Annotated in this window: 23 protein-coding genes and 1 riboswitch; of the genes, 1 reads left to right on the forward strand and 22 read right to left on the reverse strand. The window is 45.0% G+C overall.

Features of this window, described 5'->3' with window-relative positions; all coding sequences use genetic code 11:
- Positions 1–61: 61 nt before the first annotated feature.
- The 12 genes from B0H99_RS05470 to B0H99_RS05525 all read right to left on the reverse strand — a co-directional run bounded on the left by B0H99_RS05470 (position 62) and on the right by B0H99_RS05525 (position 11,720).
- Positions 62–940: a polyprenyl synthetase family protein gene (locus B0H99_RS05470; protein ID WP_106532630.1), complete on the reverse strand. Its 879-nt coding sequence runs from the start codon at positions 938–940 to the stop codon at positions 62–64.
- Entirely contained in the window at positions 937–1,173 is a 237-nt protein-coding gene (xseB, locus tag B0H99_RS05475; RefSeq protein ID WP_106532631.1) for an exodeoxyribonuclease VII small subunit, read from the reverse strand. Before xseB ends, B0H99_RS05470 begins: the two co-directional genes overlap by 4 nt.
- Position 1,174: 1 nt before the next feature.
- Positions 1,175–2,527, reverse strand: a complete 1,353-nt coding sequence (gene xseA / locus B0H99_RS05480) for an exodeoxyribonuclease VII large subunit (protein WP_106532632.1) — start codon at positions 2,525–2,527, stop codon at positions 1,175–1,177.
- 70 nt (positions 2,528–2,597) lie between these two features.
- The gene (gene folD / locus B0H99_RS05485; RefSeq protein WP_106532633.1) at positions 2,598–3,473 is read right to left on the reverse strand and encodes a bifunctional methylenetetrahydrofolate dehydrogenase/methenyltetrahydrofolate cyclohydrolase FolD; all 876 of its coding nucleotides are present in this window, start codon (positions 3,471–3,473) and stop codon (positions 2,598–2,600) included.
- A 15-nt stretch (positions 3,474–3,488) separates the two neighbouring features.
- Positions 3,489–3,878, reverse strand: coding sequence for a transcription antitermination factor NusB (gene nusB / locus B0H99_RS05490; protein WP_106532634.1), 390 nt, complete (start codon positions 3,876–3,878; stop codon positions 3,489–3,491).
- 630 nt (positions 3,879–4,508) lie between these two features.
- The gene (locus tag B0H99_RS05495) at positions 4,509–4,904 is read right to left on the reverse strand and encodes an Asp23/Gls24 family envelope stress response protein (protein WP_106532635.1); all 396 of its coding nucleotides are present in this window, start codon (positions 4,902–4,904) and stop codon (positions 4,509–4,511) included.
- Positions 4,905–4,923: 19 nt separating this feature from the next.
- Positions 4,924–6,273, reverse strand: a complete 1,350-nt coding sequence (accC, locus tag B0H99_RS05500; RefSeq protein ID WP_106532636.1) for an acetyl-CoA carboxylase biotin carboxylase subunit — start codon at positions 6,271–6,273, stop codon at positions 4,924–4,926.
- A 13-nt stretch (positions 6,274–6,286) separates the two neighbouring features.
- Complete coding sequence (gene accB / locus B0H99_RS05505) at positions 6,287–6,778, reverse strand: acetyl-CoA carboxylase biotin carboxyl carrier protein (protein WP_106532637.1); 492 nt, start codon at positions 6,776–6,778, stop codon at positions 6,287–6,289.
- A 124-nt stretch (positions 6,779–6,902) separates the two neighbouring features.
- Complete coding sequence (efp, locus tag B0H99_RS05510; RefSeq protein ID WP_106532638.1) at positions 6,903–7,460, reverse strand: elongation factor P; 558 nt, start codon at positions 7,458–7,460, stop codon at positions 6,903–6,905.
- 17 nt (positions 7,461–7,477) lie between these two features.
- On the reverse strand, positions 7,478–8,545 hold the full coding sequence (locus B0H99_RS05515) for a M24 family metallopeptidase (protein ID WP_281258862.1): 1,068 nt from the start codon (positions 8,543–8,545) through the stop codon (positions 7,478–7,480).
- Positions 8,542–8,982, reverse strand: a complete 441-nt coding sequence (aroQ, locus tag B0H99_RS05520; RefSeq protein ID WP_106532639.1) for a type II 3-dehydroquinate dehydratase — start codon at positions 8,980–8,982, stop codon at positions 8,542–8,544. The genes B0H99_RS05515 and aroQ overlap by 4 nt, the downstream gene beginning before the upstream one ends.
- 179 nt (positions 8,983–9,161) lie before the next feature.
- Positions 9,162–11,720, reverse strand: coding sequence for a vitamin B12-dependent ribonucleotide reductase (locus B0H99_RS05525; RefSeq protein ID WP_106532640.1), 2,559 nt, complete (start codon positions 11,718–11,720; stop codon positions 9,162–9,164).
- 408 nt (positions 11,721–12,128) lie between these two features.
- Here B0H99_RS05525 and B0H99_RS05530 point away from each other — a divergent pair, with 408 nt between their 5' ends.
- Positions 12,129–12,512, forward strand: coding sequence for a rhodanese-like domain-containing protein (locus tag B0H99_RS05530; protein WP_106532641.1), 384 nt, complete (start codon positions 12,129–12,131; stop codon positions 12,510–12,512).
- 151 nt (positions 12,513–12,663) lie between these two features.
- Here B0H99_RS05530 and B0H99_RS05535 read toward each other — a convergent pair whose 3' ends face one another.
- The 10 genes from B0H99_RS05535 to B0H99_RS05585 all read right to left on the reverse strand — a co-directional run bounded on the left by B0H99_RS05535 (position 12,664) and on the right by B0H99_RS05585 (position 21,350).
- Positions 12,664–13,011 (reverse strand): hypothetical protein, encoded by a 348-nt coding sequence (locus B0H99_RS05535; RefSeq protein ID WP_146137244.1) that lies wholly within the window; start codon positions 13,009–13,011, stop codon positions 12,664–12,666.
- A gap of 185 nt (positions 13,012–13,196) precedes the next feature.
- Positions 13,197–14,660, reverse strand: a complete 1,464-nt coding sequence (gene gcvPB, locus B0H99_RS05540; protein WP_106532643.1) for an aminomethyl-transferring glycine dehydrogenase subunit GcvPB — start codon at positions 14,658–14,660, stop codon at positions 13,197–13,199.
- Positions 14,653–16,020, reverse strand: a complete 1,368-nt coding sequence (gene gcvPA / locus B0H99_RS05545) for an aminomethyl-transferring glycine dehydrogenase subunit GcvPA (protein WP_106532644.1) — start codon at positions 16,018–16,020, stop codon at positions 14,653–14,655. The genes gcvPB and gcvPA overlap by 8 nt, the downstream gene beginning before the upstream one ends.
- A gap of 27 nt (positions 16,021–16,047) precedes the next feature.
- Positions 16,048–17,157 (reverse strand): glycine cleavage system aminomethyltransferase GcvT, encoded by a 1,110-nt coding sequence (gene gcvT / locus B0H99_RS05550; protein ID WP_106532645.1) that lies wholly within the window; start codon positions 17,155–17,157, stop codon positions 16,048–16,050.
- A gap of 175 nt (positions 17,158–17,332) precedes the next feature.
- Positions 17,333–17,424: riboswitch (glycine riboswitch) on the reverse strand.
- A 140-nt stretch (positions 17,425–17,564) separates the two neighbouring features.
- On the reverse strand, positions 17,565–18,077 hold the full coding sequence (locus B0H99_RS05555) for a shikimate kinase (protein ID WP_106532646.1): 513 nt from the start codon (positions 18,075–18,077) through the stop codon (positions 17,565–17,567).
- A 205-nt stretch (positions 18,078–18,282) separates the two neighbouring features.
- Positions 18,283–18,717, reverse strand: coding sequence for a competence type IV pilus minor pilin ComGF (gene comGF, locus B0H99_RS05565; RefSeq protein ID WP_106532648.1), 435 nt, complete (start codon positions 18,715–18,717; stop codon positions 18,283–18,285).
- On the reverse strand, positions 18,702–18,968 hold the full coding sequence (locus B0H99_RS05570; RefSeq protein WP_106532649.1) for a hypothetical protein: 267 nt from the start codon (positions 18,966–18,968) through the stop codon (positions 18,702–18,704). Before B0H99_RS05570 ends, comGF begins: the two co-directional genes overlap by 16 nt.
- A gap of 25 nt (positions 18,969–18,993) precedes the next feature.
- On the reverse strand, positions 18,994–19,440 hold the full coding sequence (gene comGD / locus B0H99_RS05575) for a competence type IV pilus minor pilin ComGD (RefSeq protein WP_342750490.1): 447 nt from the start codon (positions 19,438–19,440) through the stop codon (positions 18,994–18,996).
- On the reverse strand, positions 19,419–19,586 hold the full coding sequence (locus B0H99_RS17785) for a hypothetical protein (protein ID WP_181313582.1): 168 nt from the start codon (positions 19,584–19,586) through the stop codon (positions 19,419–19,421). Before B0H99_RS17785 ends, comGD begins: the two co-directional genes overlap by 22 nt.
- A gap of 54 nt (positions 19,587–19,640) precedes the next feature.
- Positions 19,641–21,350, reverse strand: coding sequence for a recombinase family protein (locus B0H99_RS05585; RefSeq protein ID WP_106532652.1), 1,710 nt, complete (start codon positions 21,348–21,350; stop codon positions 19,641–19,643).
- Positions 21,351–21,473 lie beyond the last annotated feature (123 nt).

A 21,473-nucleotide genomic window follows, 5' to 3' on the forward strand; every position in this document is an offset into this window, starting at 1 on the left:
CCGTAAAATGCCTGTTTCCATTATACCAATAGATGGTAAATGTACAAACTAGAGCTATGCCCTAGTTTTTTCGCTGGACGATCAATTCAGTCAGCTCCCGGAGCAATGACAGTTCTCCATTCAGCTCACTGATTGCTTGCAGCGCTTCGGTTGCATGGAATTCCAGTTTCTCTTTTGCTTTTGGAAGAGTCAAAAGGCTAGGATACGTGCTTTTTTCACTCGATTCATCCTTGCCTGCCGTTTTCCCGAGCTCTTCGGAAGTGCCGGTTACGTCCAAAATGTCATCCCGGATTTGGAAAGCGAGTCCAAGATGTTCGCCAAAGCGGCTGAGCGCCACGATTTCTTCATCCGCCGCCTGCGCCAAAATTGCGCCTGCCAAAATGCTGTATGTTAGGAGCGCGCCAGTTTTCAATCGATGCACTTTTTCCAATTCTTCGAGCGTCAGCTTTTTCTCTTCCCCTTCAATGTCGAGCACTTGCCCTCCGACCATGCCTTCTGCTCCGGAGGAAACGCTCATCAAATCGATCAAGCGAACTTTATCATCGCTAGGAACATGTTCAAGGCGCGCGATAACGCCAAAGCTATACGTAAGCAGCGCGTCCCCGGCGAGAATGGCCAATGCTTCGCCGTATACAACGTGATTTGTCGGCATGCCGCGTCTTAAATCGTCATCGTCCATGCTTGGAAGGTCATCGTGGATCAATGAATACGTATGGATCATTTCAATTGCTGCAGCCACTTTCAAGGCATCGGGATGCCGGACCCCAAACTCTTCAAGAACAGCCAGCAGGAGAATCGGGCGAATTCGTTTGCCGCCTGCTTGCAGGGAATAATTCATTGCCTCTTTTAAGGATTTCGGCACAGCCAGCGATTGGATCATCTCAGACATTTCATTTTCAATCAACGGTTCATAATGTTTTCGGAATTGGCTTAAGTTCATTTTGTTTGCCCATCCTTTTCTATGTCCACTGGCACTTCTTTGCCATCGTTCATCATAGTAACCAGCTGTTTTTCTGCATTCTGCAATTTATCATGGCATACTTTGGAGAGTTCCATGCCTTTTTGGTAGAGCGTCAATGCCTGTTCAAGCGGCACATCGCCTTGTTCCAATTGACGCACAATCTCTTCAAGTTGTTCCATCGCTTCGTTGAACATGATTTCTTTTTCTGCCATTTTAAGAATCTCCTTTATTCGTTGGAATCGTACTTTCGACTTTGGCATTCACTGTGCCGTCCGTCATCGAAATGGCGATCTGATCGCCTGCTTCGACTTGCGAAATGCTTTTTACGACCTCTCCACCTTTATAAGGAATCGAATAGCCGCGGTCCATGATTTTGAGCGGACTAAGGGCGTCAAGTGTCCGCACAGCTGAAACAAGCTGCTGGGAACTGTTTCTCAAGCTGCGTCCCATCCCCTGTTCTAGGCGCCGGGATAGATTTTCTATATCTACTTCGGACTGCTTGATGCGCTTTAGAGGCATTCGATTGTGCAGTTGTCCATCTAGATTCGCATAGCGTTCTTTTGAACGATTCAGCTGTTGGAAAGTTTCGCGCTGCAGCGCATCTGTCGCCCGTTCGACGCGTTCAATGAAAGGCCGGTACAAACGGTCGGGATAAGCGAGCGGCAGCGAAGAAGTCAAGCGGTTCAAGGCCGCTTTATCTTTCGAGATGGTGTTGGCAATCGTCCGGTACATGCCAGAACGATAGTTCATAACGCGGTCCAATAGCTCCGTCTTGCTTGGAACTGCCAGTTCTGCTGCTGCTGTCGGGGTTGCTGCCCGCAAATCCGAAACAAAATCCGCAATTGTTGTATCCGTTTCATGGCCAATGGCCGAAATGATCGGAATGCGCGACCCGAAAATGGCACGCGCCACACTTTCTTCGTTGAATGCCCATAAATCTTCAATCGATCCGCCTCCGCGGCCGACGATCATAACATCGTAATCGAGCTGGTTGGCCGCTTGGATCGACTTGACGATGGAAGGGGCGGCGCCTGTACCCTGTACAAGCGTCGGGTAAAGCACCACTTTTGCCAACGGATAGCGGCGGTTCAACGTGATGATAATATCACGCACCGCAGCTCCTGTCTGGGCTGTTACGACCGCGATCTTTCTCGGGAACCGCGGAAAGCTTTTCTTGTGTGCTGCACTGAACAAACCTTCCTTGCCCAGCTTTTCTTTCAATTGCTCGAATGCCAGATAGTAGTCGCCTATGCCGTCAGACTGCATCGATTGGGCATATAACTGGTATTGGCCTGAAGCTTCATACACAGTGACATCTCCGCGGATCAACACGGTCATCCCGCTTTCCGGCTTGAATTTGACTGACCGGGCATTGGCTGCGAACATAACGGCCGGCAGCCTCGCGGCGTTGTCTTTCAATGTAAAATATATATGTCCGCTCGTATGGATCTTGACGTTCGACAATTCGCCTTTAACATAGACGTCCCTTAAATGGGGATCGGCATCAAACTTCTTTTTTATGTATTTCGTCAGCGCCTTGACGCTTAAGTATGGGTCGGTCGACAAAATTTCAACCCCAATCTTGGAAATTAAAAAGCTGTCTTTCTTCCGAAAAACAGCTCTTTTCTTATTTATTTTACATGGTTCTTCCGCTTTTGTCTTTTGCCAGGCTGTTTTCAGCCGATTGAACCGTATTTTCCATCAGCATGGCGATGGTCACCGGCCCGACGCCGCCTGGTACCGGAGTGATATACGATGCTTTTTCGAATACGTCTTCATAGTCCACGTCTCCGCATAGTTTGCCGTTCTCGTCCCGGTTCATGCCAACATCGATTACCACAGCACCCGGTTTGATATGTCTGGAGTCCAAAAACTTCGCTACGCCGATCGCAACAACCAATATGTCCGCTTGTTTGGTGTAATAAACCAAATCCTTCGTTTTCGAGTGGGTGTACGTCACTGTCGCATTTCTTTGCAGCAGCATTTGGCCGACTGGTTTACCGACGATGTTGCTTCTTCCGATGACGACTACGTGCTGGCCAGCCGGTTCGATCGCATAGTGGTCGAGCATCTTGATAATGCCATTCGGGGTGCAAGGCAAAAACGCTTCGTTCCCGATCATCATATTGCCGACAGAAACCGGATGGAAACCGTCTACATCTTTTTGCGGATCGATGGCCATGATTACACTGAACTCATCGATATGTTGAGGCAAAGGCAACTGCACCAATATGCCGTGGATATTCGGATCATTGTTCAATCCGTCGATTGTCGCCAAAAGCTCCGCCTGGGTCAGATCATCTGGATATTGGAGCAAATCCGAACGCATGCCGAGCGCTTCACATGTTTTTTGCTTGTTTTTCACATATGTATGAGAGGCCGAGTTATCCCCGATCAGTACCACTGCAAGGCCGGGTACCACTCCCTGATGCTTCAATTTCTCCACGCGCATTTGAACTTGGTCTTTAATTTTTTGGCTTACTGCTTTTCCATCAATTAATTTTGCAGTCACATTTATTCCTCCAAATCAATTTTCTTGTTCGTCGGTAAACTTCGACAGGACTCCATTGACAAAACGGCTTGATTTTTCATCACCGAACGTTTTGCTCAATTCAATTGCTTCGTTCATGACAACCCGGGACGGAGCATCTTCCATGAAGCTGAGTTCAAACACAGCCATTCTAAGAATGGTCCGCTCAATCTTCGGCAAGCGTTCAAGCGACCAATTTTCCAGATGGTCCTTTAATTTTTCATCTATCGATGAAATATTGGTATGCACCCCTTGGACAAGCAAATCGTAAAAATTATCACGCTCGCCTGCCATAACATGGTCGATCGCTTCTTCGATCGTCAATTCAGTTCCTTCTAATTGAAATAAGGTTTGGAGCGCCTTTTCTCTTGCTTCGTGTCGTTTCATATCTATTTCGGTCTCCTTTTCGGGCTAATTACCCCTCATTATACAGGTAATCTTCTCGAACTTCCATGTTTGAAATAGTCTGAAAAGAAAACTGCCCGAAGCTCCACTCGGGCAGTTTTCTTTGCGACGAAGCAGCGTAGCGATGCAGGAGCAAAGGTTTTACCTTCTTGAAACAGTGAGCCGAATAATTAACTACTGAAATCATTCGTGCTACTTCTTTGCGTCGAAGCTAGCGTAGCGATGCAGACGCAATAGTTAACCCTTTTATAATTATAAATCCTTTAACTTTATAAAAAGCTCCACTCGGGCAGTTTTCTTTGCGACGAAGCAGCGCAGCGATGCAGGAGCAAAGGTTTTACCTTCTTGAAACAGTGAGCCGAATAATTAACTACTGAAATCATTCGGGCTACTTCTTTGCGTCGAAGCTAGCGTAGCGATGCATACGCAATAGTTAACCCTTTTATAATTATAAATCCTTTAACTTTATAAGAAGCTCCGCTTGGACAGTTTTCTTTGCGACGAAGCAGCGCAGCGGTGCAGGGACAGGAATTTCATCCACCAGCCCGCTTGGACAATCAAAACAAAAAAGCTGTCCAAGCCGGCGACTTGCCAGCTTGGACAGCTTCTTGATTATTCAGTATGGTGCGTTTCAAACTGCACACCGGTGATGTGGACGTTCACTTCCTGTGTTTGAAGAGAAGTCATATTCATTAATGTCTGGCGGACTTGCTCCTGGATTTTCACCGCTGTCTGCGGAATCGATACGCCGTAATTGACAACACAATAAATGTCAATCGCCAGGCCATCTTCAGCCAGTTCCGTTTTTACGCCTTTGCCATGAACTTTTTTTCCTAAACGTTCTGCAACTCCGGAAGTGAAGTTGCCGCGCATGCTGGCGACGCCTTCGATATCAGACGCCGCTATGCTTGCTATGATTTCCAGCACTTCTGGAGCCACTTGGATATTTCCCAAATCTTGCGCGCCTTTAGGTTTCATTTGCACATAAGATACTGTTTTTTCAGCCATTTGGTCAATTCCTCTCTTTTCAGGATTCTAGCACATCGTATTTCTCAAGGAATTTCGTATTGAAATCACCGGATTTGAAGACTTCGTGGTCCATCAATTTCGAATGGAATGGGATGGTTGTGTGTACCCCTTCGATCAGAAATTCACCAAGTGCGCGCTTCATTTTTGCGACCGCTTCTTCGCGCGTATCCGCAAATGTGATGAGTTTCGCCACCATAGAATCGTAGTATGGAGGAATGCTATAGCCTGGATACATTGCTGAATCCACCCGGACGCCCATGCCGCCCGGCGGCAAGTAAATGTCCACTTTGCCCGCTGAAGGCATAAAGTTCTTCGCCGGATTTTCTGCGTTGATCCGGCATTCGATAGACCAGCCTTTGAATGTCACATCTTCTTGCTTATAAGCAAGCGTCTCGCCCGAGGCCACTTTCAATTGCTGCTGAATCAAGTCGATGCCTGTGATCATTTCGGTTACTGGATGTTCCACTTGGATGCGGGTGTTCATTTCCATGAAGTAGAACTGTTGGTTCTCAACATCAAAAATAAATTCCACAGTGCCTGCTCCGCGATAATCAACGGCAAGCGCCGCTTTTACAGCCGCTTCACCCATTTGCGCGCGAATTTCAGGCGTAATGGCAGGAGAAGGCGCTTCTTCGACCAGCTTCTGCATCCGGCGCTGGATAGAACAATCGCGTTCGCCTAGATGAATGGCATTGCCGTGTGAATCGGCCAGCACCTGAATTTCAACATGGCGGAAATCTTCGATGAATTTCTCGATATATACACCTGGATTCCCGAAAGCAGCCGCCGCTTCTTTTTGCGTCATTTGAAGGCCTTTGACAAAGTCTTCGCGGGTTCTTGCTACACGTATTCCTTTGCCTCCGCCTCCAGCAGTCGCTTTGATGATAACAGGAAAACCGATTTTCTCGGCGATTTCCAAACCTTCTTTTTCATTTGCGACAATGCCTGTCGAACCTGGAACGACCGGTACGCCAGCTGCGCGCATTGTTTCCCGGGCAACATCTTTTGTGCCCATGCTTGAAATAGCGGCCGCTGTCGGCCCGATGAACATGATGCCCACCGCTTCGCAAAGTTCTGCGAAACTGGCATTTTCAGCTAAAAAGCCATATCCAGGGTGGATTCCATCACAGTTAGTCAATTTTGCCACCGAGATGATGTTTGAAAAGTTCAAATAGCTGTCTTTCGATAATTTAGGGCCGATGCAATAAGCTTCATCAGCAAGTTGGACATGAAGAGCTTCCCGGTCGGCTTCTGAGTAAACCGCAACCGTTTCGATATCCATCTCTTTACAAGCCCGGATGATCCGGACGGCAATTTCACCGCGGTTTGCAATAAGTACTTTTTTCATCGTCGTCTCCTCCTCAGTTGGTTTTCACGAGGAATAGAGGCTGGCCGTATTCGACTAGCTGGCCATCTTTGACGAGAATTTCAGCGATTTCCCCATCCACTTCCGCTTCGATTTCATTGAATAATTTCATGGCTTCAACGATGCAGACAACTTGGTCCGCTTTTACTTTCGCGCCTGGCTGAACATAAGCAGGTTCTTCTGGTGAAGGCGACTGATAGAAAGTTCCGACCATCGGAGAAAGAATCGGATGCAAGTTTTCGCTGTTGTTTGCTGGCAGCTCTGGAACTTCCTCAGAAACCATTTCTTCGGCTTTCGGTGTTGCTGCCGGCATGGCCGCAACTGGAGCAGGAGCTGCCGGTGCCGCTGACTGGGCAACTGGCGCATCGGTTGCACTTGCACCGTTCTTTCTCAGTTTAACTTTCGTTCCTTCGGACTCATAAGTGAACTCATCGATTGAAGAGTTGTCCACTAGCTTAATGATTTCACGGATTTCTTGGATTTTCAAATTGTCCTACTCTCCTTTATGTATAGTATTTAGTCTATTCTATTCTAGACTTTTTCCTGCCTTTTTGAAATAGGCTGGACCATATTTAAAAAAGGCCTCCTTCTTGCAGAGGCCAAATTTATGATTACGCGCGAGATACGTATGAAGAATCTGTTGTGTTGATGATCAATTTATCGCCTTCATTGATGAAAAACGGCACTTGGACAACAAGGCCTGTTGACAGCTTAGCCGGTTTTGAACCGCCGCTAGCCGTGTCGCCTTTGATGCCCGGGTCTGTTTCAACAACTTCAAGGACTACTGAGTTTGGCAGCTCAACACCAAGAACTTCGCCTTGGAATTGAATCACTTGCACTTCCATATTTTCTTGAAGGAATTTCAATTCATATTCAATGTTCTTTTCTGGAAGCTCAATTTGGTCGTACGTTTCAGTATCCATGAACGCATGGGAATCTCCGCTTGCATACAAGTATTGCATTTTCCGGTTGTCGATTTGCGCTTTTGCCACTTTCTCGCCTGCACGGAATGTTTTTTCTGTAACGCTGCCGGTACGCAGGTTACGCAATTTTGTGCGGACGAACGCCGCGCCTTTTCCTGGTTTAACATGCTGGAATTCCATAACGCGCCAAATGCCGTTATCCACTTCAATGGTCACGCCTGTTTTAAAATCGTTTACTGAAATCATGTAAGTTCCTCCGTTTGTTATAAAATACGTAGCTCTTTGGTGGAGTTAGTCAATCGTTCATTTCCTGACTCGGTAATCAGTATATCATCTTCGATGCGAACTCCGCCAACTCCTGGCAGATAAATTCCCGGTTCCACGGTTACAGCCATGCCAGGTTCAAGGACCATCTCCGATTTAAAGGACAATCCCGGCCCTTCGTGCACTTCAAGGCCAATGCCATGGCCTGTTGAATGGCCAAATGCTTCACCATAGCCTTTTGATTTGATGTAATCACGGGCAATGGCGTCTGCTTCGATGCCAGACATCCCTGGCCCGATTTTCTCTACGCCGAGCACTTGGGCGTCCAGCACAACTTGATAAATTTCTTTCAATTGTTCGGTAGGCTCGCCAACCGCCACTGTGCGTGTAATATCGGAAATATAGCCGTTATAGAGCGCGCCAAAATCAAGCGTCACCATATCGCCTTGTTCAATCACTTTGTCTGTCGCTACGCCGTGTGGCAATGCAGAACGCAGGCCGGAAGCGACGATGATATCGAACGATGAAGAGGTTGCCCCTTGCTGCCTCATGAAAAATTCAAGTTCATTGGAAACTTCAAGTTCGGTGCGTCCTGCACGAATGAACCCGCAAATGTGCTCGTAAGCCGCGTCTGCGATTTTCGCCGCTTGCTTCAGGATACTGACCTCGTCCGGTGTCTTGATCATGCGGATTTTCTCAATAAGGCCACTAACCGGCTTAAGCTCAGCTTCAAGTTTCTCCTTGTATTGAACAAAAGTCGAGTAGGTCATATAATCCTGTTCAAAAGCGACTTCCTCGATTCCGTGTTCTTTAACGAGATCCGCAACTTCCTCAAGAAGATTGGATTTTGCTTGAACGACTTCGAATTCCGTCGCTTGCGCTGCTGCTTGTTCAGTATAGCGGAAATCAGTGATGAACCAAGCTTTGTCTTTCGTGACAAAGGCTAGGCCGGCGGATCCAGTAAAGTTGGTTACATAACGCAAATTATAGTGGCTTGTTACTAATAGAGCATCAAGTTGCTGCTTTTCCATTTCAGTGCGTAATTTCTGTAATTTCAATGTATTCATCCTCTCTGATTTCTCATCAATAAAGCATGCAGCGCCAGTTTGTAAACATCTTTGCCAAAACCCGTGATTTGGCCGGCAGCTACCGGTGCCATGTATGAGTGATGGCGGAATTCTTCCCTGTTATAAACGTTGGAAATATGTACTTCAATGACTGGCACGTTAATGGCGGCGATAGCATCCCTTATAGCTATGCTCGTATGGGTATAGGCACCCGCGTTCAAGACGATTCCATCAAGCTTGTCATCTCCGGCTTCATGGAGCCAGTCGATCAATTCGCCTTCATGATTGGATTGGCGGCATGCCAATTCAAAATTTTGCTGTTCAGCAAACTGCATGAGCTCGGATTCCAACTCTGCAAGCGTAAACGTTCCATAAGCTTCTTTTTCCCTTTTTCCAAGCCGATTCAAGTTGGGTCCGTTCAAGCACAATATCCGCATTTCGCCACTCCTCTCAATCGCATCCTTCCTCATTTTATCACACGAAGAAAATCGAGCAACTATTACTAAAAGCGCAGCTGGACAAAAAATTTGCAGAAATCGCCCATAATCTCAGATTGGTGTTTTCAGGCCAAATAAAAAAACGCGGCGGCCGAAGCCGTCGCGTTTTGGTTTATGGTTTAAAGCCCACATTTAAGTTGGGCATTACAGTTGGTGCAAGTGTTGCAGCCGCCCATTTCCTCAACAGTTCCTTTTCGGCAGACAGGGCAAGTGTCGCCTACTTCCGAACCAATGGTGACATTTGTTGAACGTAAATCTTGAATCGTATCAATAAGGACGATCGGACGTTTTGCAGAAGCTTCTTCTTTAGGTTCTTCTTCAAAAGTATTTTCTTCCGCTTTCAGCGTTAAAACTTGAGAATCCCGGCTGCCATCGACGTAGACTGTACCGCCTTTAGCACCGCCTTTGTATAACCGCTCATAGACGCCTTCCACTTGCTCTACCGTGTAACCGCGTGGCGCGTTCACGGTTTTCGAGATGGAAGAATCGATCCAGCGCTGGATGATGCACTGAACATCTGCGTGCGCTTCCGGAGCCAAGTCCATCGACGTCACAAATGCTTTCGGCAAGTTTTCCTCGTTTGCTTCCGGATTGTTCTTCAAGTATTCACGGACGATGTCCGCCTTTACTTCGATAAACTTGCCGAGGCGTCCGCTGCGGTAGTATGTGAACGAGTAGTACGGCTCAAGGCCAGTCGATACTCCAACCATCGTTCCTGTAGAACCTGTAGGAGCAACCGTCAATAAATGAGAGTTGCGGATCCCTTTTTGGATCACTGCTTCACGGACATGCTCCGGCATGCCTTGCATAAATCCGGTTTCCGTAAATGCCTTGCGAAGCGCTGCTGTTTCTTCGTCGGTTTTGCCGACTAAGAACGGGAAGCTTTCACGTTCTACTGCCAATTCTGTAGATTGCTCGTACGCCGCGACCGCAATAGTCTTGAAGATTTCATCGACCAGCTCATTGCCTTCCGGAGAACCATATTCCTTGTCGCAGTAAATCAAGAGATCAGCCAAGCCCATAACCCCCAGGCCGACCCGGCGCTCGCCTAGTGCCTGGATACGGTTTTCCTCCAGGAAATAAGGTGTTGCGTCGATCACGTTGTCCTGCATGCGCACACCCACACGAACTGTTTCTTTCAAAGCTTCGAAATCAACTTGTTTTGTTTGAGCATCAGCGAACTGAGCCAAATTGACAGCTGCCAAGTTGCAGACCGAATAAGGAGCAAGCGGCTGTTCGCCACAAGGATTCGTAGCAACAACTTTTTGTCCGTAAGCTTTCGCATTTGTTTTATCGTTGGCATTATCGATAAAGAAAATGCCCGGTTCTGCTGAATATGTCGCACAAACATTGATCAAGTTCCACAAGTCGCGCGCCTTCATCGTGCGATAAGTACGTACTCTGTGGCCTAATCTTTCCCATTCACGGACATCTCCAACTTCATGCCATTGTTCGTTATAAATGGCCATTTCCTCTTTTGAGTACGATTCGACTGCCGGGAAACGCAAAGCGAAATCTGCATCTTCCTCGACCGCTTTCATAAAGTCGTCTGTTAGCGTAACGGAAATATTGGCGCCTGTCAGGAATTCTTCATTGTGGACCGAGTAAGTACCGCCGTCACGCAACTTTGTTTCCGCATCTTGCATGATTTTTTCATTAAAGCCGCCCATACCAGGAATCGCACGGTAATTCAGGATTCCTTGGTACATCGCTTCTTCTTGTTGCGTTAATGGTTTGAACTTCAGTTTGTCATGCGCCAGTTTTTTGATCGTCTCATCTTCCGTATTTTCAATCAAATAACGGAGAATGCGCGGATTTTGCATTTTGGAGATGATAAATTCCGCAATATCCGGATGCCAATCGGCAAGCATGATCATTTGGGCGCCGCGACGCGAACCGCCCTGCTCAACTAGATGCGTCAATTTCGCAATATCGTCCAGCCAGGAAACAGAACCCGAAGATTTGCCATTGACTCCGCGCGCCAATGTATTGCGCGGGCGCAATGTTGATCCATTTGTTCCGACACCGCCGCCGCGTGACATGATTTCCATCACTTGTTTGCGGTGATCAGAAATGCCCTCGCGTGAATCCGCTACAAACGGCATAACGTAACAGTTGAAATACGTAACGTCCGTATCCGCTCCTGCTCCATAAAGGACGCGTCCTGCCGGGATAAATTTCAATCCGACAAGCTGCTCATAGAATTTCTCGAACCAGTGCTGGCGCTTTTCAGGCGTTTCTTCAACTGAAGCCAGGCCTGTCGCATTGCGTTTCGCGATTTGCTCATAGAATACTTCCAGCGGTTTTTCAATCACATCGAGAGACCGCGAAACAATTCCTGTTTCCTGCTCTTCCGGTTTGTCGATCGCACTTCTATAGTCTTCCTCGATCCATACTTGCGCTTTGTTTGCCGCCTTGTCGATGGCTACAATATAACCAAGTCCCCGCGCCGGGAATTTCGGATCTTCTTTTACTGTCAACACGACAAAATCGCCCACTTTAAGCGTCTTTTTTTCAGTGTCCTTGAACGAATACCGGTCAATCATAACCAGACGCGATACCCCTTTATGTGTTGTTTTCATATCCGGTGTTACCGCATGGACTTGTGGGAAAGATTTGATAGCCTCGTTTAATGAACCGGCATCAAGTGTATATTCAGATTGTGTAATAGAAACCATTTGACAATTCCTCCTTCATGTTATATGGAGTTGAACACTATATATAGTATTACTACAATCCCCATGATACTAGATGTTGAAACTTTTTGGAATGGTAAAATTATGCCCAGATTCCTCCTGAATCTGCAAAAGCTCAAAGCACCAAGGGTTCGCCTTTCCTCAGAAGCTTAAAAATAAGCCAAAAGCCATATGGACCTCCACTATTTTCCTTTTAGTTTTTTAATTTGTCCCACTTTTCAGGTTTACATATCATATTTATTTTCTTACAATTCGGTTATGCATATTCTATGAGGGATAAAGATTGATTTCACAGAATGGACTACAAAATGGGCGGGAAATCCAACAAATCATTGAATAACGGACGCCCCTTCTTTTATAATGAAAAGAGAATAGAAAGGGGCAAGAACATTGGATTTTCTTTACAGCATTTTAATCGCTTTGCTTGTATTGGTAATTTTCGCGTTAATTTCTTATTTCCGCGTCAAGAAAGCAGTCACGACTCTCAACCAAGAACAATTTATTGAAGGCTATCGGAAAGCTCAGCTGATTGATGTCCGGGAAGCGAAAGATTTCGCCGCGGGGCACATTTTAGGAGCCCGCAACATCCCGCAAACACAATTGCGCCAGCGCTATAAAGAGATTCGCGCTGACAAGCCGGTATACTTATACGACCAAAACGGCGCCCGTAGCGGACGCGTTGCACTTTTTTTGAAGAAGAAAGGCTATAACCAGCTTTATCAATTGCAAGGCGGATTCAAGCAATGGACCGGCAAAATCAAATCCAAATCATGAGTACTGAAAGCCTTTCCTTTACGGAAGGGCTTTTTTTCTGCCGATATTTTAAAATTATAAAGAGAGCACCTTATGAAACGACGAATCAACTCAAAAACAGGACAAAAAAAGACCCTAACATCGTCAGGGTCTGTATCTTTTAATATAATATTTAAGCCCTTAATCTATAGTGTTCAATATGTTTCAATTCCATATTCGCAGCCACTACTTCTTCCAATTCCGCAATATTGACTTTAGGATTGGCGGGATCGAATACTGTGGAGATGTAGCTTACCACAAATGAATATGTAGCTTTAAGCCGGAAGTGTCGATAGTCAGCGGAATCTTCAGTCGTTGTCCAGTAAAACGTATTGTCATCTGCATCTATCAAAGCAACTACGCGAAGTTTGCCATTTTTGAAACAAGATGAAAACTCCAAATTCTTGGTGTACCGTTTCCCTTTTTCGAACCCATTCACTTCATTGATTGCAAGCACCATCGAAATCCACCTCTTTCCCATAGTGTGTCCACATTTAATATAACAGAACCTACGTTCTATTTCAACAAAAAAACATTTAAATAAGACTAAAAATAACATTTTCTGAAATATGCCCCGACTTTTCATTCTTTACCATTAGAACACACCAGCAAACAGAAAAAAGGCGCCCCAGAATCACTCTTGGAGGCGCCTTCCTATCTTCTCTATTATTCAGCTTTCGTATAGCGCAATACCGGTTTCCGAGCAGCTTTTGCTTCATCTAAACGGCTGATGACCGTTGTATGAGGAGCATTTTGGACGATTTCCGGATTGTCTTCCACTTCTTTGGCAATCTGGATCATCGCATCGATAAACGCATCCAAGGTTTCTTTGGATTCTGTTTCAGTCGGTTCAATCATCATTCCTTCTTCTACATTTAACGGGAAGTAGATGGTTGGCGGATGGTAGCCAAAGTCCAACAGACGCTTTGCCATATCCAAAGTTCGCACGCCAAGTTTCTTCTGGCGTCGGCCGCTAAGGACAAATTCGTGCTTGCAGTGGCGGTCATACGGCAAATCGAAATGAGGTGCCAATTTGCGCATCATGTAGTTGGCGTTCAGTACCGCATATTCGGTAACCGCTTTTAAGCCGTCCGGCCCCATTGTACGAATATACGTATATGCGCGGACATTGATACCGAAGTTGCCGTAAAACGGTTTTACACGCCCGATAGATTCCGGACGATCATATTCGAAAGTTAGTCCTTCTTCCGTTTTTACCAACACGGGTTTTGGCAAGTAAGGAATCAAATCCTTCTTCACGCCAACCGGGCCAGAACCCGGTCCGCCGCCGCCGTGAGGGCCGGTAAACGTCTTATGCAAGTTCAAGTGGACCACGTCAAAGCCCATATCTCCTGGGCGCGCTTTAGACATAACCGCATTCAAGTTAGCGCCGTCATAGTAAAGCTTGCCGCCAACTTCGTGGATGATCGCTGCCATATCAAGAATTTGCTCTTCAAATAAACCGAGCGTGTTCGGGTTGGTCAACATCAATGCCGCTGTATCCGGCCCTACTACGCGCTTCAAATCTTCCAAGTCCACCAAACCATGTTCATTTGATTTGACTGTGATGGTTTCAAATCCAGCCACAGTAGCCGATGCCGGGTTTGTCCCATGTGCTGAATCGGGAACAATGACTTTCGTCCGGTTCATGTCGCCGCGCGATTCATGGTATGCACGGATCATCATAAGCCCCGTCCATTCACCATGCGCTCCTGCAGCCGGCTGCAAAGTCACTTCGTCCATACCGGTGATTTCCTTTAAATGCTCCTGCAAATCAAACAGCAGTTCCATCGCGCCTTGAACCGTCGACTCGTCCTGCAATGGATGAATATTCGCAAATCCAGGGAAACGCGCAACCGATTCGTTGATCTTCGGATTGTATTTCATCGTACAAGAACCAAGCGGGTAGAAACCGGAATCGACACCGTGGTTTCGTTTTGACAACGCTGTGTAATGGCGCATAATATCAAGTTCCGATACTTCCGGCAGATCAGCTTCTTCTTCACGCATTAAATCTTGCGGCAAAACTTCACTTAAATCGATTTCAGGCACATCAAGCGTAGGCAAGCTGTAGCCGACACGGCCTTCTTTTGTGATTTCAAAAATGAGCGGTTGGTTGTCTTTATGCATGAGTAGCCCCCATTTCCTGCACTGTTGCAGCAAGAACCTGCACGAATGCATCAATTTCTTCTTTTGTCCGTTGTTCTGTCACAGCAACCAGCACATGGCCGACAAGCTCGTCGTAGCTGCGTCCAAGGTCATAGCCGCCGATAATGCCCTGCTCTAAAAGTGCCGCATTCAGTTCACGCACCGGAGTTTTTGCCTTAACGACAATTTCATTAAAGTGTGCGCCTTCAAACGCGATATCAAAACCGGCTTGTTTTAATTGTTGCTTCATATAATGGGTTTTCGTGATATTTTGAATGGCCATTTCTTTTGTGCCCACTTTTCCAAGTGCCGTCATGGCAACAGAAGCCGCAAGGGCGTTCAATGCTTGGTTGGAACAGATATTAGACGTCGCTTTGTCGCGGCGGATATGCTGTTCGCGCGCTTGCAGCGTCAGCACAAAACCGCGGCGCCCGTCTTCGTCCGTTGTTTCACCAACCAGACGGCCTGGAACTTTGCGCATCAACGCTTTTGTTACTGCAAAATAACCGCAATGCGGTCCGCCGAATGCTTCAGCAATCCCAAATGGCTGTGCATCCCCGACTGTGATATCCGCTCCAAGTTTGCCAGGAGGCGTTAATGCGCCTAGCGCCAGCGGATTGGCAGATACAGTAAACAAAGCACCAGCTCCATGGATAACCGGTTCCAGCTCTTTCAAGTTTTCCACTTGCCCAAAAAAGTTCGGGTACTGGACCATGACTGCAGCTACATTGTCGTCGATCATCGTTTTTAATGCTTCGATGTCCGTATGGCCGTCTTTTAATGGAATCTCTTCCACTTCAATGGATTGCCCTAACGCATACGTCCGGACAACGTCGCGCGATTCCGGATGCACTGCACGAGACACGAGAATTTTCTTGCGGCGCGTATGGCCCGCAGCAAGCATTCCCGCTTCTGCTAATGCTGTTCCTCCATCGTACATAGACGAGTTGGCTAAATCCATCCCAGTCAATTCGCTGATCATCGTCTGGAATTCAAAAATCGCCTGCAGTTCACCTTGTGAAATTTCTGGCTGATATGGTGTATAAGCTGTATAAAATTCAGAACGGGAAATAACATGGTCAACGATGATCGGTTTGTAGTGATCATAGACGCCAGCACCCAAAAAAGATGCAAAACGGTTTGTATCTGCATTTTTCGCTGCCAGCTGCGCCAATTCTTTTGTCAAGGAGCTTTCAGACTTCGCAGGTTTAATATTGTATTCGCCTTGGAAACGGACTTTCTCCGGAATGTCGGCAAACAATTCATCGATTGACTGAATGCCAATAGCATCCAACATTTCTTTTTCGTCTTGAGAGGTCATTGGTAAATAGCGATGTTTCATCGAGTGCTGTCCCCTTTTCAAATTAGTTTAGTTTGAGCGTTTATAAAATGGCGTTTGAACGGTTTTTGCTTTTAGCCTTTTGTTTCGGATTTCAACTTCCATTTCTGTTCCCAAGTCTGCATATTCACTGGACACGAGCGCCAAGCCAATATTTTTCTTTAGTGTGGGAGATTGCGTCCCTGTAGTCACTTCCCCAACTTTTTGATCTCCAATAAAGACTGGATAGCCATGGCGCGGAATTCCTTTGTCAATCATTTCAATACCGACCAGTTTGCGCGGCACGCCGGCTTCTTTTTGGGAAGCGAGCGCTTCTTTACCGATAAAGTTTTCATCTTTTTGCAATTTCACTACAAAGTTTATACCGGCTTCAAGCGGCGAAATGTCTTTCGACAGTTCTTGGCCGTAAAGCGCCAGGCAAGCTTCAAAACGCAATGTATCACGTGCACCCAAGCCTACCGGCAAAACTCCATCTTCTTTGCCTTCTGCTAAAATTTTATCCCATAGCGCTTTTGTATCTTCCGGATTTGCGTAAATTTCAAAACCGTCTTCTCCCGTATAACCAGTGCGTGACAGCAGGATGGAATGTCCGGCAATTGCTACGTTTTCTTTAAAGCGAAACGGGCGAATCTGGGATAGATCCTCCTCAGTCATCCGCTGCAGTACTTTTGCCGCCAAGGGGCCTTGAAAAGCCAAGAGGCCGTACTCGTCAGAGACGTTCTGCAGTTGAACATCCCCTGCTACATTCTTTTGCATCCATTCGAAATCTTTTTCAATGTTAGATGCATTGACTACAAGCATAAAGCGGGTCGCATCAATTTTATAAACCAGCAAATCATCTACAGTGCCGCCATCTTCATAACACATCGCTGTATATTGGGCCTGTCCGTCTTTGATTTTAGAAACGTCATTTGTTACGAGGTGCTGCAAGTAGGCTAAACTGTCCGGCCCTTCAACCAAGATCTCTCCCATATGGGAAACGTCAAAAAGCCCGGCTTTTGTCCGTACTGCTTCATGTTCTTCTTTGATGCTCGAGAATTGCACAGGCAATTCCCAACCACCAAAATCAATCGTTTTCCCGCCATACTGAGCGTATGCCTCAAATAAAGGAGTGCGTTTTAGTTGTTCTAATTGTTCCATGAATGTTCCTCCTCAGTATCAAATTCCATTTAAAAATAAGCGGTCCGTTCAGTAAGCTGAACGAAAAAAGGACAGAGATTTCCCCTTTAAAGGGAAATCTCTGTCCTGGAACCTGAAAGTTTACCATAAATGGCTTTCCTCTTTGGTAGCTGCCAAGCAGCATTCTCCAGAGATGCGTCCTGCACGAGTCTTTTTGCCTGAGAGATTCATAACTTCTGTTATTTGCTCCTTCGGCGACGCTTTCGCGTTCTCTCCCCGTGCACTCATCCGCCCAAATCGAATCGATTGGTCCAAACCGCTATACAAAACGTATAACTTCGTCTATATCCTAACATTGATAAGGGGTAAGCGCAATCAAAATTATGCATTTGATGAAAAGACGAACTATGTTATTTAAAAAACAAAAATCATTCGCCTTTTAGGCGAATGACTTGAAATGCTGCATATTGTGTAATTTGGCGAAGCGAACGAAATTCCGTGCGGACAGTTATATGCGCAGCTGCCTTGTAATAAGGATAGCGCGACTTGAATAAGGCCTCTATTTCTTCTCGGGTCGATCTTCTGACAATCGGCCGGTTTGGATCTTTGTGGATCCGTCTCCAGATTTCTTTGAAAGGGGCATCCAAAAACAGCACAAGCCCTGTTTCACGCATAATCCTGCGGTTGATCTTCCGCATCGTTGTGCCGCCGCCTGTTGAGATGATGCAGTACTCTTCCTGAAAGTTCCTTAGAAACTCCGTTTCCAAATCGCGGAAATGATTTTCGCCAAACTTCTCAAAAATTTCCGGTATGGTCATTCCGGTCTGCCGCACAATTTCTTTGTCCATATCGTAAAAAGGCACTTTCAAGAGAAAACTTAGCCTTCTGCCGATAGCACTTTTTCCGCAGCCCATAAATCCGATCAAGTAAATTCTTTTCATGTTCCCACCCGACACTCTCTTCTACTCAGGTATTTTATTTTTCTCGACTTCCTTTAGTAGTTGTATCGTAGCATGTCTGTGCTTATTTTCCAATCCATCGTATGTCTTGTAATGAATGGAATAAAGCATCAAGCTGTGGGACATGAGAATGAGAGCCGATAGAAAAAAAACAATGGCAACGGGATAGAGAGCGCCTTTTTCGCTTTTAAGGATACGTAAAAACATACTCCGCCTCTTCCGTCAGGCCGTTCAAAAATTTTGCCCTGACCGTCAATTTTGTTCCATCTAACCGGAACGAACAGTTTTCCACTCCCGTGAGCATCGGTTCATGGCCTTGCCGGAATTTTTGTTTCCGGACAAGCTGCGGATAACTTTCAATATCAAATTCTTCCCCTTTTCGGCTAATCCGTATGCCTCCTCCATCGTTTATTTCTTCAATAGAATCGATCTCTCGCAAGTAGACTTTCAATTCTTCAGAAAACAGCTGCCATTCCAGCCTTTTCGCGTCAAGCGACGCAAAAAACAGCATGGAAAAACTGTAGAACAGTGAGATCAGCGGCAACAATAGCATCAAGACCATCAAATCCACAAGCGAACTCAAAAATGCAAAGCCTTTTTCATTCTTTATGAATCGAGGCATTCTGATTCCGGCTTTCCTTTATAGTTGGTGTAGCTTACACATATGTTCCCATCCATTTGCCAATGATAGTCAACACCATTAAGCTTTCTCGTGCCGCTCCTAACCTGAACCGCTTGCATCTCAATCACTCCTTCGTGCATCGTTTCAAAAGCTGCAACACGCTCTTTCTTCAATTGAAGCTTCTCGTGCATTCCTTGCAGAACGGGCAGCAAACTGCCGAATAGCACGAATATGATCGTTAAGCTCAGCATTGTCTCTGCCCAGGAAACTCCTTTTTCATTCAGAAAGAACCACCCTCCCTTTGCCAAGGTAAACGACCAGCACCCTCTCACCGGCGCTGGTTTCAAAGCGCAATGTGCCCGACCTCGAAACCGAACCGTTCGCGCCGTAATAAATTTCATTAAGGTTGCTCGTTCTTTTTATAGTTACCGATTCCGGCAGCTTGCGCGTAACAGCCGGTTGAAAAATATCGGTGACCACTTCATACGATTGGCTGGTTCCCCGGAAAACCACCATAGCTGCTCTCTGTGAACGATAACTTTCACTCTGCGCATAATGGATGTCATGAAGAAGCAAGCGGAAAAACCGCTGTTCTTCCTGCCTAACTTCATGTTTCCAGTATGCCGGAATGGCGATTGCAACGACGGTCATCAGAATCGCCAATACGAGCAGCATTTCGAGCAGCGTAAATCCGCCTTCGTTTAAACCGGTTTTTTGGATGATACGATACCGTCTGTTGAAATTTCTACTAAATCACCATTTGGACAATTGGTTTCGTTCGACTTTAAATAACCTTTGCTTACCAAGTTTTCGATTGTCGGGACCCCTTTTTCATCCATCCGGTATGATTCGACCTGTCCTTGGACCATTTGTATCGTTGCTTTGAAAAACAACCTTTAAACAAAAAAATATAGCTGCTCTCTTTAGTTAGAACTATTATAGTATTCTTCATTAACTATATATTCTTCATCTAGTGCTTTCCAATGTTCTCTAGCTGCCTTATGTTCTCTTCTAAAGGTTTCCTTTGAAAATGGATTGTGAGGTATATCAGAAACAATCATAGCCATTGAAAATAACTCATTATATTCTTCTATTTCCTCTTCATAGCTAGGCAATGAGAAATGAAAAGTTAATTCATAGTTGCTTACCTCTACCTTTTTTAGTAGGTTCAATTTCTCTTCTTGTGTAAAGTTTTTATTTCTGAAAATCGTTTCAATCATTTCTTTTTTATTTATCACTTTCTGTCTAACCTGCTCTATAGCGATTATATTAATTTCAATAAGCTTTTTTTCTAATTCAGCAATTTCTTCTTCTTTCGTATTTGCTCTATCCTTCAAACGCTGCTTAAACTTATCGCTATCTTCAAGAACCATATATTTATCAATTATATCTTCTATTTCAAGATTTAATTTTTCTATTTCTTTTCGAATAATTTGTTGAGTTTTATTGAGAAGCAATTTTTGATTTTCAAGTTTCTCTATAAGCTTCTTATAATAGATAGAATCCCCAAGGGTATTTGTCATAAAGGATAAGTCTATCTGTCTCATAAACCTATTTAAGACAGTAATAGCAATGCTTCTAGTATTACAAGAACCGGCTTTGCGCCTTGATTGACATATATAAGTAATTTTCTCTTTTTCGCCTGTATGTCTTACCATCCTAGAGCCACAAGAACAAATCAATTTACTGTAAAAGACATCATTTTTAGCTGTTTTCCGTCCTCTTTTGCTTGATTTGTTAATACGACTCTCTCGAATCATATTTGTTTCTCTCCATAGCTCCTCAGATACAATAGGTTCAACGGCATTAGGAATAGTAATAAAATCAGCTTTATCGTTTTTCTCTCGCTTAACATCAGTGACACTATACTTTTTGGTACGATTAACAACAGGACTTCCATAATAAACAGGGTTTATGATTATACGATTTATCTTATCTGGACTAAACCTTACTCCCGTTTGCGATGTTAATCCTTTTTCATTTAATTCTTTTGCTATTATACTGCTACCTACTTCTAAATAACGATTGAAAATATATTTCACGATTTCTGCATGGTCAGGCTCAATGACAATTTCATTATTTTTATTTCTGACATATCCTAGAGCCGGACGAGCAGGTTTATATTCACCTTTATTAGCCATATGTCTCTTGCTGAACATGATTCTTCTGCTCATGTTATGTGATTCATTCTGAGCAACAGTAAATAGCATACTCATGTTAAAGTGCCAATTTGATGAATCTGAACTATAGCCACTATTCTCAAAAACTACGTAGACACCCTTTGTTCTCAAGTCTTCAATTACATCTAAACCGATAGAAGCTGAGCGACTAAATCTCGATGGATCTTTTACCACAATATAATTAAACTTTGGTCTTCTTTTTGAAAGAATAAAACGATCTTTTCCTTGGTCATTTCCTTTCACATAATCTAAACCGGCATCATGTAACATTCGAATAAATTCCGGTCTTCTTGCATTGGTTCCAGTTAAGCCTTTTTCTGCATATAAGCCTACAAGTTCATAGCCTGCTCTCTCACAGTAATCAATATAATGTTCTTCTTGGACAATCATTGATTTGCTTTGGCTATATTTTTTTGTACTTACTCTCGTATAGATGGCTGCTTTTTTATTCAAAATTGCTTACCTCCCCATTAATGGCTTTAAACGCTTTACATCCTTCATACTCTTGAAAAAGCAATCGGTTTAGTATGAAAAAATAATAATCGGTTTTAACATTTTTTGATGATAGAATTTGTC

The sequence above is a fragment of the Planomicrobium soli genome (genome assembly GCF_003014655.1).
Taxonomy (GTDB): domain Bacteria; phylum Bacillota; class Bacilli; order Bacillales_A; family Planococcaceae; genus Planococcus; species Planococcus soli_B.

Coding starts and splice junctions, on each gene's coding strand:
- B0H99_RS05470 (WP_106532630.1), bottom strand. CDS start 940: ATGAACTTAAGCCAATTCCGAAAACATTATGAACCGTTGATTGAAAAT.
- xseB (WP_106532631.1), bottom strand. CDS start 1,173: ATGGCAGAAAAAGAAATCATGTTCAACGAAGCGATGGAACAACTTGAA.
- nusB (WP_106532634.1), bottom strand. CDS start 3,878: ATGAAACGACACGAAGCAAGAGAAAAGGCGCTCCAAACCTTATTTCAA.
- B0H99_RS05495 (WP_106532635.1), bottom strand. CDS start 4,904: ATGGCTGAAAAAACAGTATCTTATGTGCAAATGAAACCTAAAGGCGCG.
- accC (WP_106532636.1), bottom strand. CDS start 6,273: ATGAAAAAAGTACTTATTGCAAACCGCGGTGAAATTGCCGTCCGGATC.
- efp (WP_106532638.1), bottom strand. CDS start 7,460: ATGATTTCAGTAAACGATTTTAAAACAGGCGTGACCATTGAAGTGGAT.
- B0H99_RS05515 (WP_281258862.1), bottom strand. CDS start 8,545: ATGAATACATTGAAATTACAGAAATTACGCACTGAAATGGAAAAGCAG.
- aroQ (WP_106532639.1), bottom strand. CDS start 8,982: ATGCGGATATTGTGCTTGAACGGACCCAACTTGAATCGGCTTGGAAAA.
- B0H99_RS05525 (WP_106532640.1), bottom strand. CDS start 11,720: ATGGTTTCTATTACACAATCTGAATATACACTTGATGCCGGTTCATTA.
- B0H99_RS05535 (WP_146137244.1), bottom strand. CDS start 13,011: ATGGGAAAGAGGTGGATTTCGATGGTGCTTGCAATCAATGAAGTGAAT.
- gcvPB (WP_106532643.1), bottom strand. CDS start 14,660: ATGCATAAAGACAACCAACCGCTCATTTTTGAAATCACAAAAGAAGGC.
- gcvPA (WP_106532644.1), bottom strand. CDS start 16,020: ATGAAACATCGCTATTTACCAATGACCTCTCAAGACGAAAAAGAAATG.
- gcvT (WP_106532645.1), bottom strand. CDS start 17,157: ATGGAACAATTAGAACAACTAAAACGCACTCCTTTATTTGAGGCATAC.
- B0H99_RS05555 (WP_106532646.1), bottom strand. CDS start 18,077: ATGAAAAGAATTTACTTGATCGGATTTATGGGCTGCGGAAAAAGTGCT.
- comGF (WP_106532648.1), bottom strand. CDS start 18,717: ATGCCTCGATTCATAAAGAATGAAAAAGGCTTTGCATTTTTGAGTTCG.
- B0H99_RS05570 (WP_106532649.1), bottom strand. CDS start 18,968: ATGCTGAGCTTAACGATCATATTCGTGCTATTCGGCAGTTTGCTGCCC.
- B0H99_RS17785 (WP_181313582.1), bottom strand. CDS start 19,586: ATGGTCCAAGGACAGGTCGAATCATACCGGATGGATGAAAAAGGGGTC.